Genomic DNA, 16,070 nt, shown 5'->3' with positions numbered 1-16,070 from the left:
TTTAATTTAAATGCGTAGTGATGAAGGCTTTGACCTGATTGACATCTGCATCCATATTTTCCACACGCTGTGGCTTGGATTTGATGTCTTTAAATGCTGGAGGGCATTCAGCAGGACGGCCCAAAGCTAATTGAATCGTCTCTTCAAACTTGATAGGTAGTGCAGTCTCTAATACCAACATCGGAACACCGGCCTGCAAATGCTCACGGGCAACTTTCACCCCATCTGCTGTGTGTGTATCAATCATCACACCATATTTTTGATCAATATCACGGATGGTTTCCAAGCGATTATTGTGTGTACTTCGCCCAGATTGGAAGCCGTACTTACCTAAATCCTTAAAGACAGCATCCTGGGAGATGTCAAAGCCGCCTGTGGTATCAACTTGCTTAAACATCGCCGCAGTAGCATTGCCATCTTGACCCATGAAGTCAAATACAAAACGCTCAAAGTTACTCGCTTTAGAGATATCCATGGAAGGGCTCGAGGTATGTAATGTCTCGGCAGACTTACGCGCGCGATATACCCCAGTACGGAAAAACTCATCCAACACATCGTTTTCGTTTGTTGCAACTACGAGATGCTCAATTGGTAAACCCATCATACGAGCAATATGGCCAGCACAAACATTACCGAAGTTACCCGAGGGGACAGTGAACGAGACTTTCTCTTTACTTGATTTTGTCGCTAATAAGTAACCCTGGAAGTAATACACCACTTGAGCAACTACACGACCCCAGTTAATCGAGTTCACTGTACCAATTTGGTTTTGGGCTTTAAAGGCATGATCGTTGCTAACCGCCTTGACAATATCCTGGCAATCATCAAAAACACCAGCTACTGCCAAGTTAAAAATATTGGGGTCTTGCAAGGAATACATCTGTGCCGATTGGAAAGCACTCATCTTGCCGCGAGGCGAGAGCATGAACACCTTTACACCCTCTTTACCACGCATGGCATATTCAGCGGCACTACCTGTATCACCAGAAGTAGCTCCTAAAATATTGAGGTGCTGGCCTTTCTTCTTGAGTGCATATTCAAAGAGATTGCCGAGTAACTGCATCGCCATATCTTTGAAGGCCAATGTTGGGCCATTTGAAAGACTGAGTAAGCCAATGCGGGTGCCATGCTCTTCGCCTAACCAATGTATTGGTGTGATGTCCTTAGCGTTATCTTGTGAGCGGCCATTGCAGTAGACCTGTTCAGTATAGGTTTTGCGTAACAGCGCACGCAAATCCGCTTCAGGAATATCGTCGCAATACAAACTCAGCACTTCATAAGCTAAATCAGCATAGGAAAGGCCTCGCCAAGCATCTAATTGCCCGGGGGTAACTTGTGGATATTGAACGGGCAAATATAAGCCGCCATCCGGCGCCAATCCACCTAATAAAATTTCGAGGAAGGATTGTTGTGGGCTATTGCCACGAGTGGATTGGTAACGCATGGATTTAAATTAAGACAGATTTTCTAAACGAATCTTCACCACTTCACCGGCAACTGTTTTGAGATTCTGGATCTCTTGGATTGCGGCAAGCATGTTTTTCTCTTTTGTTTCATGAGTCAAAGCCACTAAGTCAGTTTGACTTTCACCTTCATCAGCCTCTTTTTGCAAGAGCGCATCAATCGATACGCCATGAGCTGCAAGAATCTTAGTAATGTCAGCCAATACGCCCGCTTGATCTGCTACGCGCATACGCAAGTAGTAACTCGTAGTGATCTCACCGATTGGCAAAACAGGGGTATCTTGCACAGCATCTGGCTGGAAGGCTAAATACGGAACGCGATGCTCAGCATCAGCACTGAGCAAACGGGTGATGTCAACCAAGTCTGCAATCACTGCGGAAGCAGTTGGCTCTGAGCCGGCGCCCTTACCGTAATACAAAGTAGTTCCTACTGCATCACCAAATACTTGCACGGCATTCATCGCACCTTCAACGTTGGCAATCAAACGCTTAGAAGGAATCAAGGTTGGGTGTACACGCAACTCAACGCCAGTTGGCGTTTTCTTAGCAATACCTAGTAACTTGATGCGATAACCCAATTGTTCTGCATAACGGATGTCCATGGCAGCCAGCTTGGTAATACCTTCAACGTGTGCTTTTTCAAACTGCATTGGAATACCAAATGCGATTGCACTCATGATGGTTGCTTTATGAGCAGCATCAACACCCTCAATATCAAAAGTAGGATCTGCTTCTGCGTAACCTAAACGTTGCGCCTCTTTGAGGACGGTTTCAAAGTCCAAACCTTTGTCGCGCATCTCTGAAAGAATAAAATTGGTTGTGCCGTTAATGATGCCGGCAATCCATTCAATACGATTGGCTGTCAAACCCTCACGCAGGGCTTTAATAATCGGAATGCCACCAGCAACTGCAGCTTCGAAAGCAACCATGACGCCCTTGGCGTGCGCCGCCTTGAAAATTTCGTTGCCATGTACGGCAATTAATGCCTTATTGGCTGTTACTACGTGCTTACCAGCGGCGATCGCTTCTAAAACCAAGTCTTTCGCAATACCGTAGCCACCAATCAGCTCAACAACAATATCAATCTCAGGATTATTGATTACTGCACGGGCATCACTCACAACCTGCGCACGATCTTTAACCAACTCCTTAGCGCGCTCTACATTGAGATCAGCAACTGTATTGATACGAATGCCACGTCCAGCACGACGAGTAATCTCATCCTGGTTACGCTCGAGAACTGTGAATACGCCACCACCAACGGTGCCAATGCCTAATAGACCTACTTGAATCGGTTTCATGATGCCTTTGCTGCGGTTGAAGAAGCCTTGCGGCCATGCTTATTACGATAACGCTCGAGGAAACGTGCCAGGCGGCCAATCGCCTCCTTGAGCACATCTTCATGAGGTAAGAACACTACGCGGAAATGGTCAGGCTTGCCCCAGTTAAAACCAGAGCCTTGCACTAACAATACTTTTTCCTCTTTCAAAAGATCAGCTACAAATTGCTGATCATCTTCAATGGGATAAATCTCAGGATCTAACTTTGGAAATAAATACAAAGCGGACTTTGGTTTTACACAAGTAACACCAGGAATATCGGTAATGAGCTTCCATGCAAGGTCACGCTGTTTTGCTAAGCGGCCACCCTCGCCTACTAAGTCATTAATACTTTGGTAGCCGCCCAGTGCAGTTTGAATTGCGTACTGTCCAGGAACGTTTGCACACAAACGCATTGAGGCCAGCATATTGAGGCCTTCGATATAGTCACGGACCATCTCTTTATCACCAGATACCACCATCCAGCCTGCGCGGTAGCCGCACGAGCGGTAGTTCTTAGAAAGACCGTTAAAAGTAATGATGACTACGTCATTGGACAAAGAAGCAAGAGAAATATGCTTCTCACCGTCGTACAACATCTTGTCGTAGATTTCATCAGCAAACAAAATCAAACCATGTTCGCGTGCTATTTTCGTCAACTCTAACAATACTTCCTTAGAGTAGATGGCACCAGTTGGATTGTTTGGATTAATCACCACAATCGCTTTGGTGCGTGGTGTAATTTTTTTGCGCAAGTCATTTAGATCTGGCGCCCAATCTTTTGACTCATCACACAGGTAATGTACTGGAGTACCGCTCGATAAACTCACCGCAGCAGTCCACAGCGGATAGTCTGGTGTCGGCACCAAGACTTCATCACCATCATTTAAGAGTGCATTCATGGAAAGCACGATGAGTTCAGATACACCGTTACCGGTATACACATCATCCAAAGCAACACCCTGAATGCCTTTTTCTTGGCAATATTGCATGATGGCTTTGCGAGCTGAAAAAATACCTTTAGAGTCAGAATAAGCAGAAGCGTTACTTAAGTTACGGATCATGTCCAACTGAATCTCTTCAGGTGGATCAAAACCGAAAACCCCGACGTTTCCGATGTTTAATTTAATGATTTTGTGACCCTCTTCCTCCATGCGCTGAGCAAGCTCGAGCACTGGCCCACGAATGTCATAGCAGACGTGATTGAGTTTTTGGGACTTTAGGATGGGTTTCACAATAAATTAAAGGTAAGTTCTTGAAATCTAGGAAAAAACAGCTAGCTATAATCCACATAATTATGACAGAGAGTCCACTTGAAGCTTCAATCTGACCCCCATTCTGGAGCCAATACGATCACGGGCTATGGCCCTGGCTATGTGGAAATCAACCAGACCCCATATACCCATGCCGTCCTATTGAGTTCAGATGGTGCTATCTCGGAGTGGCCCCTCAAGTCATTCGAAGAGCTTGCGGCCACCCATTTTGATCAAATGGTCAATCTCCAGCCAGAGCTCATCCTGATTGGCACTGGGAGTCGCCAACGCTTTCCCAAGCCAGAACTCCTAAAAACCCTGATTTCAGCCAAAATTGGCTTTGAAATCATGGACTCACAAGCCGCCTGCCGAACTTATAACATCCTGGTAGGTGAAGGCCGGCGCGTCTTACTCGCTCTCATTGTGGAGCCCATTTAATGCAATTTGGGCAAATACGCCAGTCTTCCGCCCTGCATCCAGGCAAGATTCTGCTTCTCCTGCTGATTTATGCGCTACTTTGGTTTGGCACACTCAATTACCGCCACCTAATTCCTTCCGATGAGGGTCGCTACGCTGAAATGGCCAGAGAAATGCTGGTCACCGGTGATTGGGTCACCCCACGGTACAACGGCTATCAATATTTTGAAAAGCCGCCTTTGCAGGTTTGGGCTACCGCAGCCGCCTTTCAGGTTTTTGGACTTGGTGAATGGCAAGCCAGGCTGTGGACTGCGCTCACTGGATTTCTCACCATCCTTTTTATTGGCTTTACAGGCGCCCGCATTTACAACGCACGCGCAGGTTGGTTAGCAGCACTGGTCCTAGCTTCCAGTCCGATGTGGGTGATCAGCGCGCACGTCAATTCTCTAGACATGGGACTGTCTGCATTTTTAGTCGCCGCTTTGTGTAGTCTATTGCTCGCACAAACTTCTTCGCATCAACGCAGTTGTAAAAATTGGATGTGGGCGTGCTGGATTTTTATGGCACTCGCAACGCTTTCAAAAGGCCTCATTGGGGCCGCAATTCCTGCAATGGTTTTTATTGCTTATTCAGTGACTGCATGGGACTGGAAAATTTGGACGCGTCTGCGTCTGTTCAGTGGCAGCATTCTTTTTCTCATCATTACTGCACCTTGGTTTGTGCTGGTAGCGCAGCGTAATCCAGAGTTCTTAGAGTTTTTCTTTATTCACGAACATTTACAGCGCTTCACTCAAACTGCTCATAGCAGAACTGGTCCCATCTACTACTTTGTACCCCTGCTCTTGATTGGTCTACTACCCTGGGTAATTCAGCTGCCAGGCGCCATGGCACAAGCTTGGCGCGAACGCAGGCCTACATTTTCAAGCGGCTGGTTACTTGCATGTTGGGCCATCATCATTTTTGTTTTCTTTAGCATTTCTCAATCTAAATTACCGGGATACATCATTCCGATTTTTCCAGCGCTCGCTTTATTAATTGGAAATCACTTAGATCGTTTACTTGGTCATACCAATACATTGAGCCTAAGCTGGAAACTGCAGACCTTTGGATTCACATTGTTGGGATGTCTAGGATTTTTCTTCTTGGATGCTATTGGTAAACAAGCAAGACCAGATGAAATTGCAGCGTATGCGCAATACACCTATTGGGTAATTGCAGCGCTTATTGCACTCGTTGCATTCAGCGCGTATGCAGCATGGCAAAGTCATCGCAATGGTTTGCAAAGTATCGTGAGCTTTGCATCTGGCTTTTTCTTATGCGCACTCATCGCTGGTACCGGCCATGAAACCTTGGGTCGCGCAGTATCTGGTGTTGACCTTGCACAGCGAGTTAAAGCAAGCATTCCTAGCAATGTGAACTTTTATTCTGTTCGATTACTAGATCACACCATGCCGTTTTATCTAGGTAGAACCATGATCATGGTGGAAGACCCAGATGAATTGCAGTTTGGCGTGACTCAACAACCAGAATTGTGGCTACCAAGCCTGGAGGCCTTCATTATTCGCTGGAAAGAAGACCCAAGCGCCTATGCCATCATGGTTCCGGAGCAATACATGGCTTTGCAGGGTCTAAACCTACCGATGCAAGAGGTAGATCGGGACTCTAGAAGAGTCATTGTGAAGCATCCAGAGATCACAAACGTGACACAGTAATATAGGAAATCATGTCGAACTCCACACCAGCCTTTATCCCTTTTACGCGCCCTAGCTTTAATCAAGAAACGATTGATGCCGTCTCTGAAGTATTGCGCTCCGGATGGGTAACCTCTGGCCCAAAGCTCGCTGAATTTGAAGCTACCCTAAGCGAGTACTTTGGAGGGCGTCCTGTGCGTTGCTTTGCCAATGGCACGGCCACCATGAAGATTGCACTACAAGTTGCCGGTATTGGTGAAGGTGATGAAGTGATTACCACCCCAATTTCTTGGGTGGCAACATCTAACGTCATTTTGAGCGTGGGCGCCAAACCCATCTTTGTGGATATTGATCCTATTACGCGCAATATTGATCTCAATAAAGTAGTGGCTGCAATCACGCCAAAAACACGCGCCATCATGCCAGTCTATTTGGCTGGTTTGCCGGTCGATATGGATCAGCTCTACGCTTTAGCCAAACAACACAATCTACGCGTTATTGAAGATGCCGCTCAAGCATTTGGCTCGCACTGGAAAGGTCAGAAGATTGGGAGTATTGGCGACCTGGTGAGCTTTAGCTTTCAGGCCAATAAAAACCTTACGACGATTGAAGGTGGCTGTCTGGTACTGAATAACCCAGATGAGGCCAAGCTGGCAGAAAAATTGCGCCTACAAGGTTTAACGCGCCAGGGAATGGATGGGATGGATGTCGATGTATTAGGTGGCAAGGACAATCTCACTGATGTCAATGCAGTGATTGGGCTAGAACAACTCAAGCAGCTGCCTGCATACCAAACCCGTCGCACTGCACTCGCTCGTCAATACTTTGATGTGATACGCGCAGAACTCAATGCTGCGGGACTCATGGATCTCAAGCTCGAGCTACCAGTGGAAAACTTTACTGACAGCAATTGGCATATGTTCCAAGTGGTGCTGCCGCTACATCAACTCAATTGTGATCGCGCAACCGTGATGACCGAGTTAAAAGATCTTGGCATTGGTACTGGCGTGCACTATCCAGCAATCACAGGCTTTACCTTGTACAAAGAGCAAGGTTATAAAACTAGCGACACTCCGATCGCAGAACGTATTGGTCGATCCATCCTCACACTCCCCTTATTTCCAGGGATGGCCGATGAAGATATTGGCCGTATAGCTAGCGGATTCGTCGGAATCCTCAAAAAACACCGCAAAAACTAGTCTTATTGGGTTAGGTCCCCAGAATCAGGCAAAATTGGAGAATGACTGCCAATTTAGTTGCCAACCCAAAGCTCAGCATAGTTATTCCCGTTTATAACGAGGAAGATGGCCTCCAGGCTTTATTTGATCGCCTCTATCCAGCCTTGGATGCACTTGCTAGCAAACGCAATATTTCTTATGAAATCGTTTTTGTAAACGATGGCAGCAAAGACCGTTCCGCTGGCATCCTTGCAAAACAAGTGGACTTGCGTCCAGATGTCACTCGCGCAGTACTATTCCATAGCAACTTTGGCCAACACATGGCAATCATGGCTGGTTTCGAATATGCGAAGGGTGAATACATCATCACTTTGGATGCGGACTTACAAAATCCGCCAGAAGAAATTGACGCATTAACCGAGCAACTATTAAAAGGTCATGATTACGTTGGCACGATTCGCGCCAATCGCCAAGATAGCTTTTTCAGAAAGTTTGCCTCACGCGCAATGAATCGTTTGCGCGAAAACATTACTCGCATCACAATGACTGATCAAGGTTGTATGTTGCGTGGCTATAGTCGTCGCATTGTGGACTTGGTTCGTCAATGTGATGAAAACAACACTTTCATTCCTGCGCTGGCTTACACATTCTCTGCTAACCCAGTAGAAATTAATGTGAAGCACGAAGAGCGTTTTGCAGGCGAATCTAAATACAGTCTCTATCAACTCATTCGTCTGAACTTTGATTTGGTAACCGGATTTTCTATCATGCCTTTGCAGATATTCTCCATACTGGGCATGCTCTTATCGCTAGCTGCTGGCAGCTTATTCGTTTATCTCTTGGTGCGCCGCTTCCTTCTGGGTGCCGAGGTAGAGGGCGTCTTTACCCTCTTCGCACTAACCTTCTTCCTCATAGGCGTAATGCTCTTTGGGCTTGGCTTATTGGGTGAATATATCGGCCGCATCTATCAGCAGATTCGCAATCGCCCGCGTTACGTTGTGCAAACTGTTTTAGAGAAAAAATAATTGCACGCAGTCGTATTCGCATATCACGATGTAGGGGTTAATTGCCTCACAGCATTACTCAAGGCTGGCATTCAGATTGATCTCGTAGTTACGCATCAAGATGATCCGCATGAGAATGTTTGGTTTGGTAGTGTCGCCAAACTGTGCGTGGAAAAAAATATTCCTTACGTCACACCAGATGCAAATGCCCTGTCGGACTTGATTCCTAAACTGCAAGCACTCGCACCAGATTACCTATTTTCTTTTTACTACCGCCACATGATTCCTGCGCAAATCTTGGCTTGCGCGAAGATTGCTGCTTTAAATATGCATGGCTCACTTCTACCCAAGTTTCGTGGGCGTGCGCCCGTGAATTGGGCGATATTGCATGGCGAAACCGAAACGGGTGCCACATTACACATCATGGAAGCAAAACCGGATGCCGGCGATATTGTTGGACAAGTCGCCGTCTCCATTGGCCCCGATGAAACTGCCACCGATGTTTTTGGCAAAGTAAGCCAGGCCGCTGTAAAAGTGATAGATCAAGTATTGCCAAGTCTTTTGGAGGGCAAAGTACCCAGAAGGCCAAATGAGCTGCAAAAAGGCAGCTATTTTGGCGGCAGAAAGCCCTCAGATGGCCAAATTCACTGGGATCAAAGCGCCCTGCAGGTTCATAACCTAGTGAGAGCGGTAGCACCACCCTATCCTGGCGCTTTCACAGTGCATCAAGATAAGGCGATGATTGTTGCCCGGACCAGCCTAAAAGGGCCTTTTCCAGGCAATCTTGATCTTAGGGCTCCAGGCATCCAAGTGGTTGATAATCGGGTATTCGGTATTTGCGGTGACCATCAGGCAGTAGAAATACTGGAATGGTTTCCGGCTAGCTAATCAGCAATAACAAATTAGATTAAAACGAGGCAGTAAAGATGAAAAAAGTACTCATTCTTGGTGTTAACGGCTTTATCGGCCACCACCTTTCCAAGCGCATTTTGGAGACAACCGACTGGGATGTCTATGGCATGGATATGCAGAATGATCGCTTGGGTGATCTCATCAATCACCCACGTATGCACTTCTTTGAAGGTGACATCACCATCAATAAAGAATGGGTTGAATATCACATCCGCAAATGCGATGTCATCTTGCCATTAGTTGCCATTGCAACACCAGCAACTTATGTACAACAACCACTCAAAGTATTTGAGCTCGATTTCGAAGCCAATCTTCCCATCGTGCGCTCTGCCGTGAAATACAAAAAGCACTTGGTATTCCCATCAACCTCTGAGGTTTATGGCATGTGCGAGGACGGTGAGTTTGATCCATCCAAATCCAATATGGTCTATGGCCCGATTAATAAACCGCGCTGGATCTATGCTTGCTCAAAGCAATTGATGGATCGCGTCATTTGGGGTTACGGCATGGAAGGCTTGCGCTTTACCCTCTTCCGCCCATTTAACTGGATCGGCCCTGGCTTAGACAGTATCTACACACCAAAAGAAGGTTCATCCCGCGTAGTGACTCAATTCTTGGGTCATATTGTTCGCGGTGAGCCCATCAACCTGGTGGATGGTGGTGCACAGAAGCGCGCCTTCACTTATGTGGATGACGGCATTGATGCATTGATGCGCATCATCGATAACAAAGATGGTGTTGCAAATGGCAAGATCTACAACATTGGCAATCCAAAAAATAATCACTCAGTGCGCGAACTGGCGAACCAGATGCTCGAGATTGCACGTAGCATTCCGGAGTACGCCAAGACAGCCAACGATGTGAAGATTGTAGAAACCACTTCTGGGGCATATTACGGCGAAGGCTACCAAGACGTTCAAAATCGCGTACCGGCAATCGATAACACGATGAGCGAGCTCGGCTGGAAGCCTACGACTACGATGGCAGATGCTCTCAAGAATATTTTTGAAGCCTATCGTCAGGACGTTGAAAAAGCACGTTCGCTAGTCGACAAAGAATAAGCGAACGATATCTAAGGCTTCATGGCTAAGATTGCACTCAAGGTTGATGTTGATACCTTACGCGGTACTCAAGAAGGCGTTCCCAATTTAGCGCGCACCCTTGAACGCTTTGGTCTTAAAGCCACCTTTCTGTTTAGCCTTGGCCCCGACCATACTGGTTGGGCATTAAAGAGGGTTTTTCGTCCGGGCTTTCTAAAAAAAGTGAGTCGCACCTCTGTCGTTGAGCACTATGGCATCAAGACACTTTTATACGGCGTACTACTTCCTGGTCCAGATATCGGTAAAAAAGCAGCGGCAGAAATGCGTGCGATTGATCAAGCAGGTCACGAAACTGGTATCCATACTTGGGATCATGTGGCATGGCAAGATGCCGTGCGTCACCAAGATCCCGCCTGGACCAAAGCAATGATGCAAAAGTCCTGGGATCGCTTCGTAGAAATTTTCGGTCACGAGCCCGTTACTCATGGCGCTGCTGGCTGGCAAATGAATGAAGCCGCTTTTGAACAATTAGATCATTGGAATATTGAATATTCATCTGACGGCAGAGCCGAACCCAATCTCATGCCCTATCGCCTAGCCCTTCCTTCAGGCAAGACCAAATGCGTGCAATACCCAACGACATTACCTACTTTTGATGAGTTGATTGGGATTAATAATGCAGATGAATTTGCTGCAGCCAAAAGACTCCTCGAGATCACTCAAAGCAATCCAAATGACCAGGTCTTTACCTTACATGCTGAGCTAGAGGGGCAAAAGCTTCTCCCAGCCTTTGAGCGGTTATTAGCAGGATGGCTAGACCAAGGTCATGACCTCGTGACAATGGGTGAGCTACACGAATCCTGGAAAACCACAAAACAACTAGATAAAATAGCCGTATTACCACTGACATGGGGTGAGATACCCAATCGCAGTGGTGATTTGATTATTCAGAATAACTAAAATCTGAGACAAACTAACTAGCAAGGGATCATCATGACAATAGCCATTGGCCAACCCATTCCAGCATGCGCGATTCCTGCGACATCAGGTCTGACATTTACCCCAGCATCTGCCAAAGGTAAAAAACTAGTCCTGTACTTTTATCCTAAAGATATGACTCCAGGTTGCACTGCTGAGTCTGGTGAATTCCGCGACAATATTGATGCCTTCACAAAAGCGAATGCCTTGGTAGTCGGCGTATCGCGTGATAGCCTCAAGTCACATGACAATTTCCGTAGCAAATTAGAGCTGCCATTTGAGCTAGTTGCCGATACCGAAGAAAAGTTATGCCAACTCTTTGGCGTGATCAAAATGAAAAATATGTACGGCAAACAGGTCCGCGGGATTGAGCGCAGCACCTTCCTTTTTGACTCAACCGGAAAGCTCGTACAAGAATGGCGCGGCCTCAAGGTTCCAGGCCATGTGACAGAAGTATTACAAGCTGCCCAAGCCGCTAAATAATTTTATTAATAATTTGTACCTAGGTGCTTGCAAACCCCAAAATTTGGGGTAAAGTGATTCATATGCACCGTAAACGACGGGAAAGTCTGACAATCCGTTTGAATCAGAAACCTGAGCAACTCAAAGCAGGTATGGGGAACAACCCCCGTCGTTTTTTCAGTAACCTTGCAACCAGTTTCGTCATAAACCGTCAACGCACTCCGCTTGGCGGTTTTTTCTTTTAGGAGAGTCTGCATGCCATTGCCACCCATCCCAACTCAAATTGCTGATCAAGTAAAACTGAGTCGCAAAGACACTCCTGATTTAAAGAAGCGTCCCGCTCCAGCAAAACCTGTGGTGGTTGAAGCATCCGATTGGGCCAACGATGCGCAGGAGGATTTATCTGCAGCCGAAGTTGCCCTCGAGAAAATTAAAGCCGATCGCAGTCCAGTTCGTAGCGAAAGCAAGGCGCCTGCAAAACCTAAGCGCGTGATTCGCACTGGCCCTCCCAGTCTTTTTGTCTTGGACACAAACGTGCTTATGCACGATCCAAGTTCTTTATTCCGCTTTTCAGAGCACGACCTTTTCTTACCGATGACAACTCTTGAGGAGTTGGACAATCACAAAAAGGGGATGACTGAAGTAGCCCGCAATGCCCGTACCGTCAGCCGCTCCCTGGATCAGTTGATCGCCGGTACTAGTGGCACCTTAGACGATGGCATTCCGCTAAACAAGCTTGGCAATCAAGATGTTTCAGGCCGCCTCTACTTCCAAACCAAGTTGTCTACCCAAGCATTGCCAGAGGGTCTACCTGAAGGCAAAGGTGACAATATGATCTTGGCAGTTGTAAGCGAATTACAAAAAACTCGCAAAGGTCAAGAAGTAGTATTGGTATCCAAAGATATCAATATGCGTATTAAAGCGCGTGCCCTTGGCTTGCCAGCAGAAGATTATTTCAACGACCAAGTATTAGAAGATCGTGACTTGATGTACTCCGGAGTCATGGCTTTATCTGCTGACTTTTGGCCAAAGCATGGCAAGGATATGGAAAGTTGGGCAGACTCTAAATCCGGCACCATGTTCTACAGAGTTACTGGACCTGCTGTACCTAGTATGCTGGTCAATCAATTCGTCTACCAAGAAAATCCAGATGGCTCAACACCCTTTTACGCCCACGTAAGAGAAATCAACGGCAAAACGGCCCTTTTGCAAACGCTCAGAGATTTTTCTCACCAGAAAAACAATGTCTGGGGCGTGACAGCACGCAATCGTGAGCAGAATTTTGCCATGAACCTATTGATGAACCCGGACGTCGATTTTGTGACTCTTCTAGGCCAAGCAGGTACTGGCAAAACCCTGCTGGCTCTCGCCGCAGGCTTGGAGCAAGTCCTAGATAGCAAGCGCTACAACGAAATCATTATCACCCGCGCTACTGTACCGGTAGGTGAAGACATTGGCTTTTTACCGGGCACAGAGGAAGAAAAAATGCAGCCTTGGATGGGCGCCTTTGACGATAACTTGGAAGTACTTCAGCGTAATGACGATGCCGGAGAATGGGGTCGCGCTGCCACTCAAGAACTGATTCGCTCACGCATCAAAGTCAAGAGCATGAACTTTATGCGCGGAAGAACTTTTGTTAGCAAGTTTGTGATCATCGACGAGGCGCAAAACTTAACGCCAAAGCAAATGAAAACCTTGGTTACTCGTGCAGGCCCTGGAACAAAGATTGTTTGTCTTGGCAATATTGCGCAGATTGATACTCCATACCTTACAGAAGGCTCCTCTGGCCTCACCTATGTGGTTGACCGCTTCAAGGGTTGGCGTCATGGTGGCCATGTCACACTGGCGCGTGGCGAGCGCTCACGTCTTGCGGATCATGCTGCTGACGCGCTTTAAGCAAACCCTCTCATGCCGCACTCTCCTAGGGTGCGGCATTTTTATTTGCACAATCCTGACGCTCTCGGGATGCAGCACCTTGGGCACAAAATCGAATGCTTCTAAGGTAGCGCAATTTAAACAAGACACCAGTGTTGGCACGGAGGATATCTCTATCGCAGCCGTTGGCTTAGTGGATGTTCCCTATCGCTTCGGCGGCAATACCCCTAAAGGCGGTTTTGATTGCAGCGGCTTGATTGTTTATGTTTACAACAAAGCGGCTGGCATTAAATTACCCCGTACGATTGCCCAAATGAGCACACAGGGACGCAGTGTTGAAAACCAACCGCCCGCGCCAGGCGATCTCGTATTTTTTAATACAACGGGCGAAAAATATTCACATGCAGGAATCTATGTCGGCCAAGGCAGATTTGTGCATGCTCCAAGCGCGGGGGGTACAGTGCGCTTGGATTACATTACCACCCCGTATTGGGCTGCTAAATTTACTGAAGCGCGTCGTATCGCACCTCAAAATTAAAAGTCCACACAGCTAATAGCATTTTCCCTATATTCCCTTTTGACTCAAATTTGTCTAGAGTGAATCTATCAACCGAAGTAAGCCCCAAAGGAGTCACTATGAAGAAAGTTGTTATCACTTTAAGTATTGCACTTAGTTTTGCACTCCCTACTTATGCATTTGCCGATCAAGCAGCCTGTGAAGCTAAAGCAGTCAGTAAAGAAGGTAAGCCACTGTACGGCGCCGCTAAAGATGCCTCCATTAAAAAATGTATGGGTGATGCAAAACCTAACGATTGCGAAGCTAAAGCAGTCAGTAAAGATGGAAAACCTTTGTATGGCGCTGCTAAAACTGCGTCTATCAAGAAATGTGAAGGTGGAAAATAATATTGATCTTCTAGAGTTTATTTAGCCGCTTCAATAAAAAAGCCTCGCAATGCGAGGCTTTTTTATTTCTCTGTTTATTTGGTTTTGATTTACTTTTCTTTGTTTAGAACGGCTCATATCCGCCAGAAGAGTATCCAATTGATCCCATCGCCAAGTTATCAAATTTGGTGTATGGGCCCTGCCAGCTAAGTCGCACAGTACCAATTGGACCGTTACGCTGCTTACCAATAATGATCTCCGCAACACCTTTATCAGTAGTGGTGTCTGGGTGATACACCTCATCACGATAGATGAACATGATTAAGTCAGCATCTTGTTCGATAGCACCAGATTCACGCAAGTCGGACATGATTGGGCGTTTATTTGGGCGCTGCTCAAGGCCACGATTTAACTGGGAGAGCGCAACTACTGGGCATTGCAATTCTTTTGCGAGTGACTTGAGTGAGCGCGAGATTTCTGAAATCTCGGTTGCACGATTTTCAGAACCAGAGCCACTCATCAACTGCAAGTAGTCAATCACTACTAAACCTAAAGTACCGCCAAAGTTTCTGGCAATACGACGTGCACGGGCCCGTAATTCAAGACTAGATAGAGAACCCGTCTCATCAATCAAAATTTGAGTATTGCTTAAACGCGCAATCGCGTCGGTAACGCGTGGCCATTCATCATCTTGCAACTTACCAGTACGCATACGACCTTGATCAACACGACCAACAGAACCCAATAGACGGGCTGCTAATTGCTCACCGGACATCTCCATCGAAAAGACTACAACCGGTAAACCTTCAGCGAGCGCGACGTTCTCTGCAATATTCAATGCGAACGCGGTTTTTCCCATTGAGGGGCGACCAGCCACAATCACTAAGTCACCTTTTTGTAGGCCGCTGGTTTGTTTGTCTAAATCAATAAAGCCTGTTGCAATACCAGTGATATCGCTTCCGCCTTGACGGTTATAAAGTTCATCAATGCGAGCTACTACTGTTCTTAAAAGTGGCTCAATCTCAAGATAGTCAGCCTTACGACTGCCTTCTTCACCAATCTGAAGGATGCGCGATTCTGCTTCATCCAACAGCGTTCTGACTGTTCGGCCTTCTGGCACAAATGCAGAATTAACAATGCTGTCAGAGACTTCAATCAAGCGACGCAAAATACTGCGATCGCGAACGATATCGGCATAACCCTTAATATTCGCTGCACTTGGCGTGTTTTGCGCTAGAGAATTGAGGTAATCAATACTGACCAGATCGCCACCCTGCTCAGATTTAATAGCATCGTGAACAGTAATGACGTCAGCAGGATGATTGTCGCCAACCAAACGTGCAATAACCTTGTAGATCAAGGCATGCTCAGGGCGATAGAAATCTTTGTCGTTTAAGACTCCACCCAGGTTGTCCCAAGAAGAGTTATCGATCAGTAGACCGCCGAGCAAAGATTGCTCGGCTTCTACAGAATGGGGAGGTACTTTTAAAGCCTGCACGACTGCATCCCCAGGTCCCGACATGCCGGGATTCAGCGTAATGGAACGTGAACGGGATTCAGCCATGAGGCTAGCGAAGTCCTAGAACCTAAGACTTA

Annotated in this window: 15 protein-coding genes; 11 read left to right on the top strand and 4 right to left on the bottom strand. The window is 46.8% G+C overall.

What is annotated here, in order from left to right; genetic code table 11:
• Nucleotide 1: 1 nt before the first annotated feature.
• The 3 genes from thrC to ICN24_RS03545 are packed head-to-tail and all read right to left on the bottom strand — an operon-like array spanning nucleotide 2 to nucleotide 4,017.
• A complete protein-coding gene (gene thrC / locus ICN24_RS03555) occupies nucleotides 2-1,444 on the bottom strand; it encodes a threonine synthase (protein ID WP_216221370.1) in 1,443 nt (480 codons plus the stop codon).
• 9 nt (nucleotides 1,445-1,453) lie between these two features.
• Nucleotides 1,454-2,764, bottom strand: a complete 1,311-nt coding sequence (locus ICN24_RS03550; protein WP_216221369.1) for a homoserine dehydrogenase — start codon at nucleotides 2,762-2,764, stop codon at nucleotides 1,454-1,456.
• Nucleotides 2,761-4,017 (bottom strand): aminotransferase class I/II-fold pyridoxal phosphate-dependent enzyme, encoded by a 1,257-nt coding sequence (locus ICN24_RS03545; RefSeq protein WP_216221368.1) that lies wholly within the window; start codon nucleotides 4,015-4,017, stop codon nucleotides 2,761-2,763. Before ICN24_RS03545 ends, ICN24_RS03550 begins: the two co-directional genes overlap by 4 nt.
• Nucleotides 4,018-4,095: 78 nt before the next feature.
• On the opposite strand from ICN24_RS03545, the gene ICN24_RS03540 reads away from it, so the two are divergent.
• From ICN24_RS03540 to ICN24_RS03490, 11 genes are all read left to right on the top strand, one after another.
• The gene (locus ICN24_RS03540; protein WP_216221367.1) at nucleotides 4,096-4,473 is read left to right on the top strand and encodes an Mth938-like domain-containing protein; all 378 of its coding nucleotides are present in this window, start codon (nucleotides 4,096-4,098) and stop codon (nucleotides 4,471-4,473) included.
• Nucleotides 4,473-6,164, top strand: a complete 1,692-nt coding sequence (locus ICN24_RS03535; protein WP_216221366.1) for a glycosyltransferase family 39 protein — start codon at nucleotides 4,473-4,475, stop codon at nucleotides 6,162-6,164. Before ICN24_RS03540 ends, ICN24_RS03535 begins: the two co-directional genes overlap by 1 nt.
• Before the next feature lie 11 nt (nucleotides 6,165-6,175).
• Nucleotides 6,176-7,342, top strand: a complete 1,167-nt coding sequence (locus ICN24_RS03530) for a DegT/DnrJ/EryC1/StrS aminotransferase family protein (RefSeq protein WP_216221365.1) — start codon at nucleotides 6,176-6,178, stop codon at nucleotides 7,340-7,342.
• 41 nt (nucleotides 7,343-7,383) lie between these two features.
• On the top strand, nucleotides 7,384-8,346 hold the full coding sequence (locus tag ICN24_RS03525) for a glycosyltransferase (protein ID WP_216221363.1): 963 nt from the start codon (nucleotides 7,384-7,386) through the stop codon (nucleotides 8,344-8,346).
• Nucleotides 8,347-9,213, top strand: a complete 867-nt coding sequence (locus ICN24_RS03520; RefSeq protein WP_216221361.1) for a formyltransferase — start codon at nucleotides 8,347-8,349, stop codon at nucleotides 9,211-9,213.
• A gap of 38 nt (nucleotides 9,214-9,251) precedes the next feature.
• Nucleotides 9,252-10,298 carry a bifunctional UDP-4-keto-pentose/UDP-xylose synthase gene (locus ICN24_RS03515; RefSeq protein WP_216221359.1) on the top strand — a complete coding sequence of 349 codons (1,047 nt, stop codon included), beginning with the start codon at nucleotides 9,252-9,254 and terminating at the stop codon, nucleotides 10,296-10,298.
• 21 nt (nucleotides 10,299-10,319) lie between these two features.
• Nucleotides 10,320-11,237, top strand: coding sequence for a polysaccharide deacetylase family protein (locus tag ICN24_RS03510; protein WP_216221357.1), 918 nt, complete (start codon nucleotides 10,320-10,322; stop codon nucleotides 11,235-11,237).
• 33 nt (nucleotides 11,238-11,270) lie between these two features.
• Nucleotides 11,271-11,738 (top strand): peroxiredoxin, encoded by a 468-nt coding sequence (locus ICN24_RS03505; RefSeq protein ID WP_216221356.1) that lies wholly within the window; start codon nucleotides 11,271-11,273, stop codon nucleotides 11,736-11,738.
• A gap of 234 nt (nucleotides 11,739-11,972) precedes the next feature.
• The gene (locus ICN24_RS03500) at nucleotides 11,973-13,613 is read left to right on the top strand and encodes a PhoH family protein (protein ID WP_216221354.1); all 1,641 of its coding nucleotides are present in this window, start codon (nucleotides 11,973-11,975) and stop codon (nucleotides 13,611-13,613) included.
• The gene (locus ICN24_RS03495; protein WP_370623094.1) at nucleotides 13,552-14,130 is read left to right on the top strand and encodes a C40 family peptidase; all 579 of its coding nucleotides are present in this window, start codon (nucleotides 13,552-13,554) and stop codon (nucleotides 14,128-14,130) included. The genes ICN24_RS03500 and ICN24_RS03495 overlap by 62 nt, the downstream gene beginning before the upstream one ends.
• Nucleotides 14,131-14,228: 98 nt before the next feature.
• A complete protein-coding gene (locus ICN24_RS03490; protein WP_216221353.1) occupies nucleotides 14,229-14,495 on the top strand; it encodes a hypothetical protein in 267 nt (88 codons plus the stop codon).
• Between the two features lie 103 nt (nucleotides 14,496-14,598).
• Here the strand turns inward: ICN24_RS03490 and dnaB are convergent, their stop codons facing one another.
• Nucleotides 14,599-15,996, bottom strand: coding sequence for a replicative DNA helicase (dnaB, locus tag ICN24_RS03485; protein ID WP_216222207.1), 1,398 nt, complete (start codon nucleotides 15,994-15,996; stop codon nucleotides 14,599-14,601).
• Nucleotides 15,997-16,070 lie beyond the last annotated feature (74 nt).

Source organism: Polynucleobacter sp. UK-Kesae-W10 (assembly GCF_018881575.1).
GTDB lineage: Bacteria > Pseudomonadota > Gammaproteobacteria > Burkholderiales > Burkholderiaceae > Polynucleobacter.
Note: the sequence above shows the minus strand (reverse complement) of the source record. Positions and strands in the feature narration are given on the sequence as shown.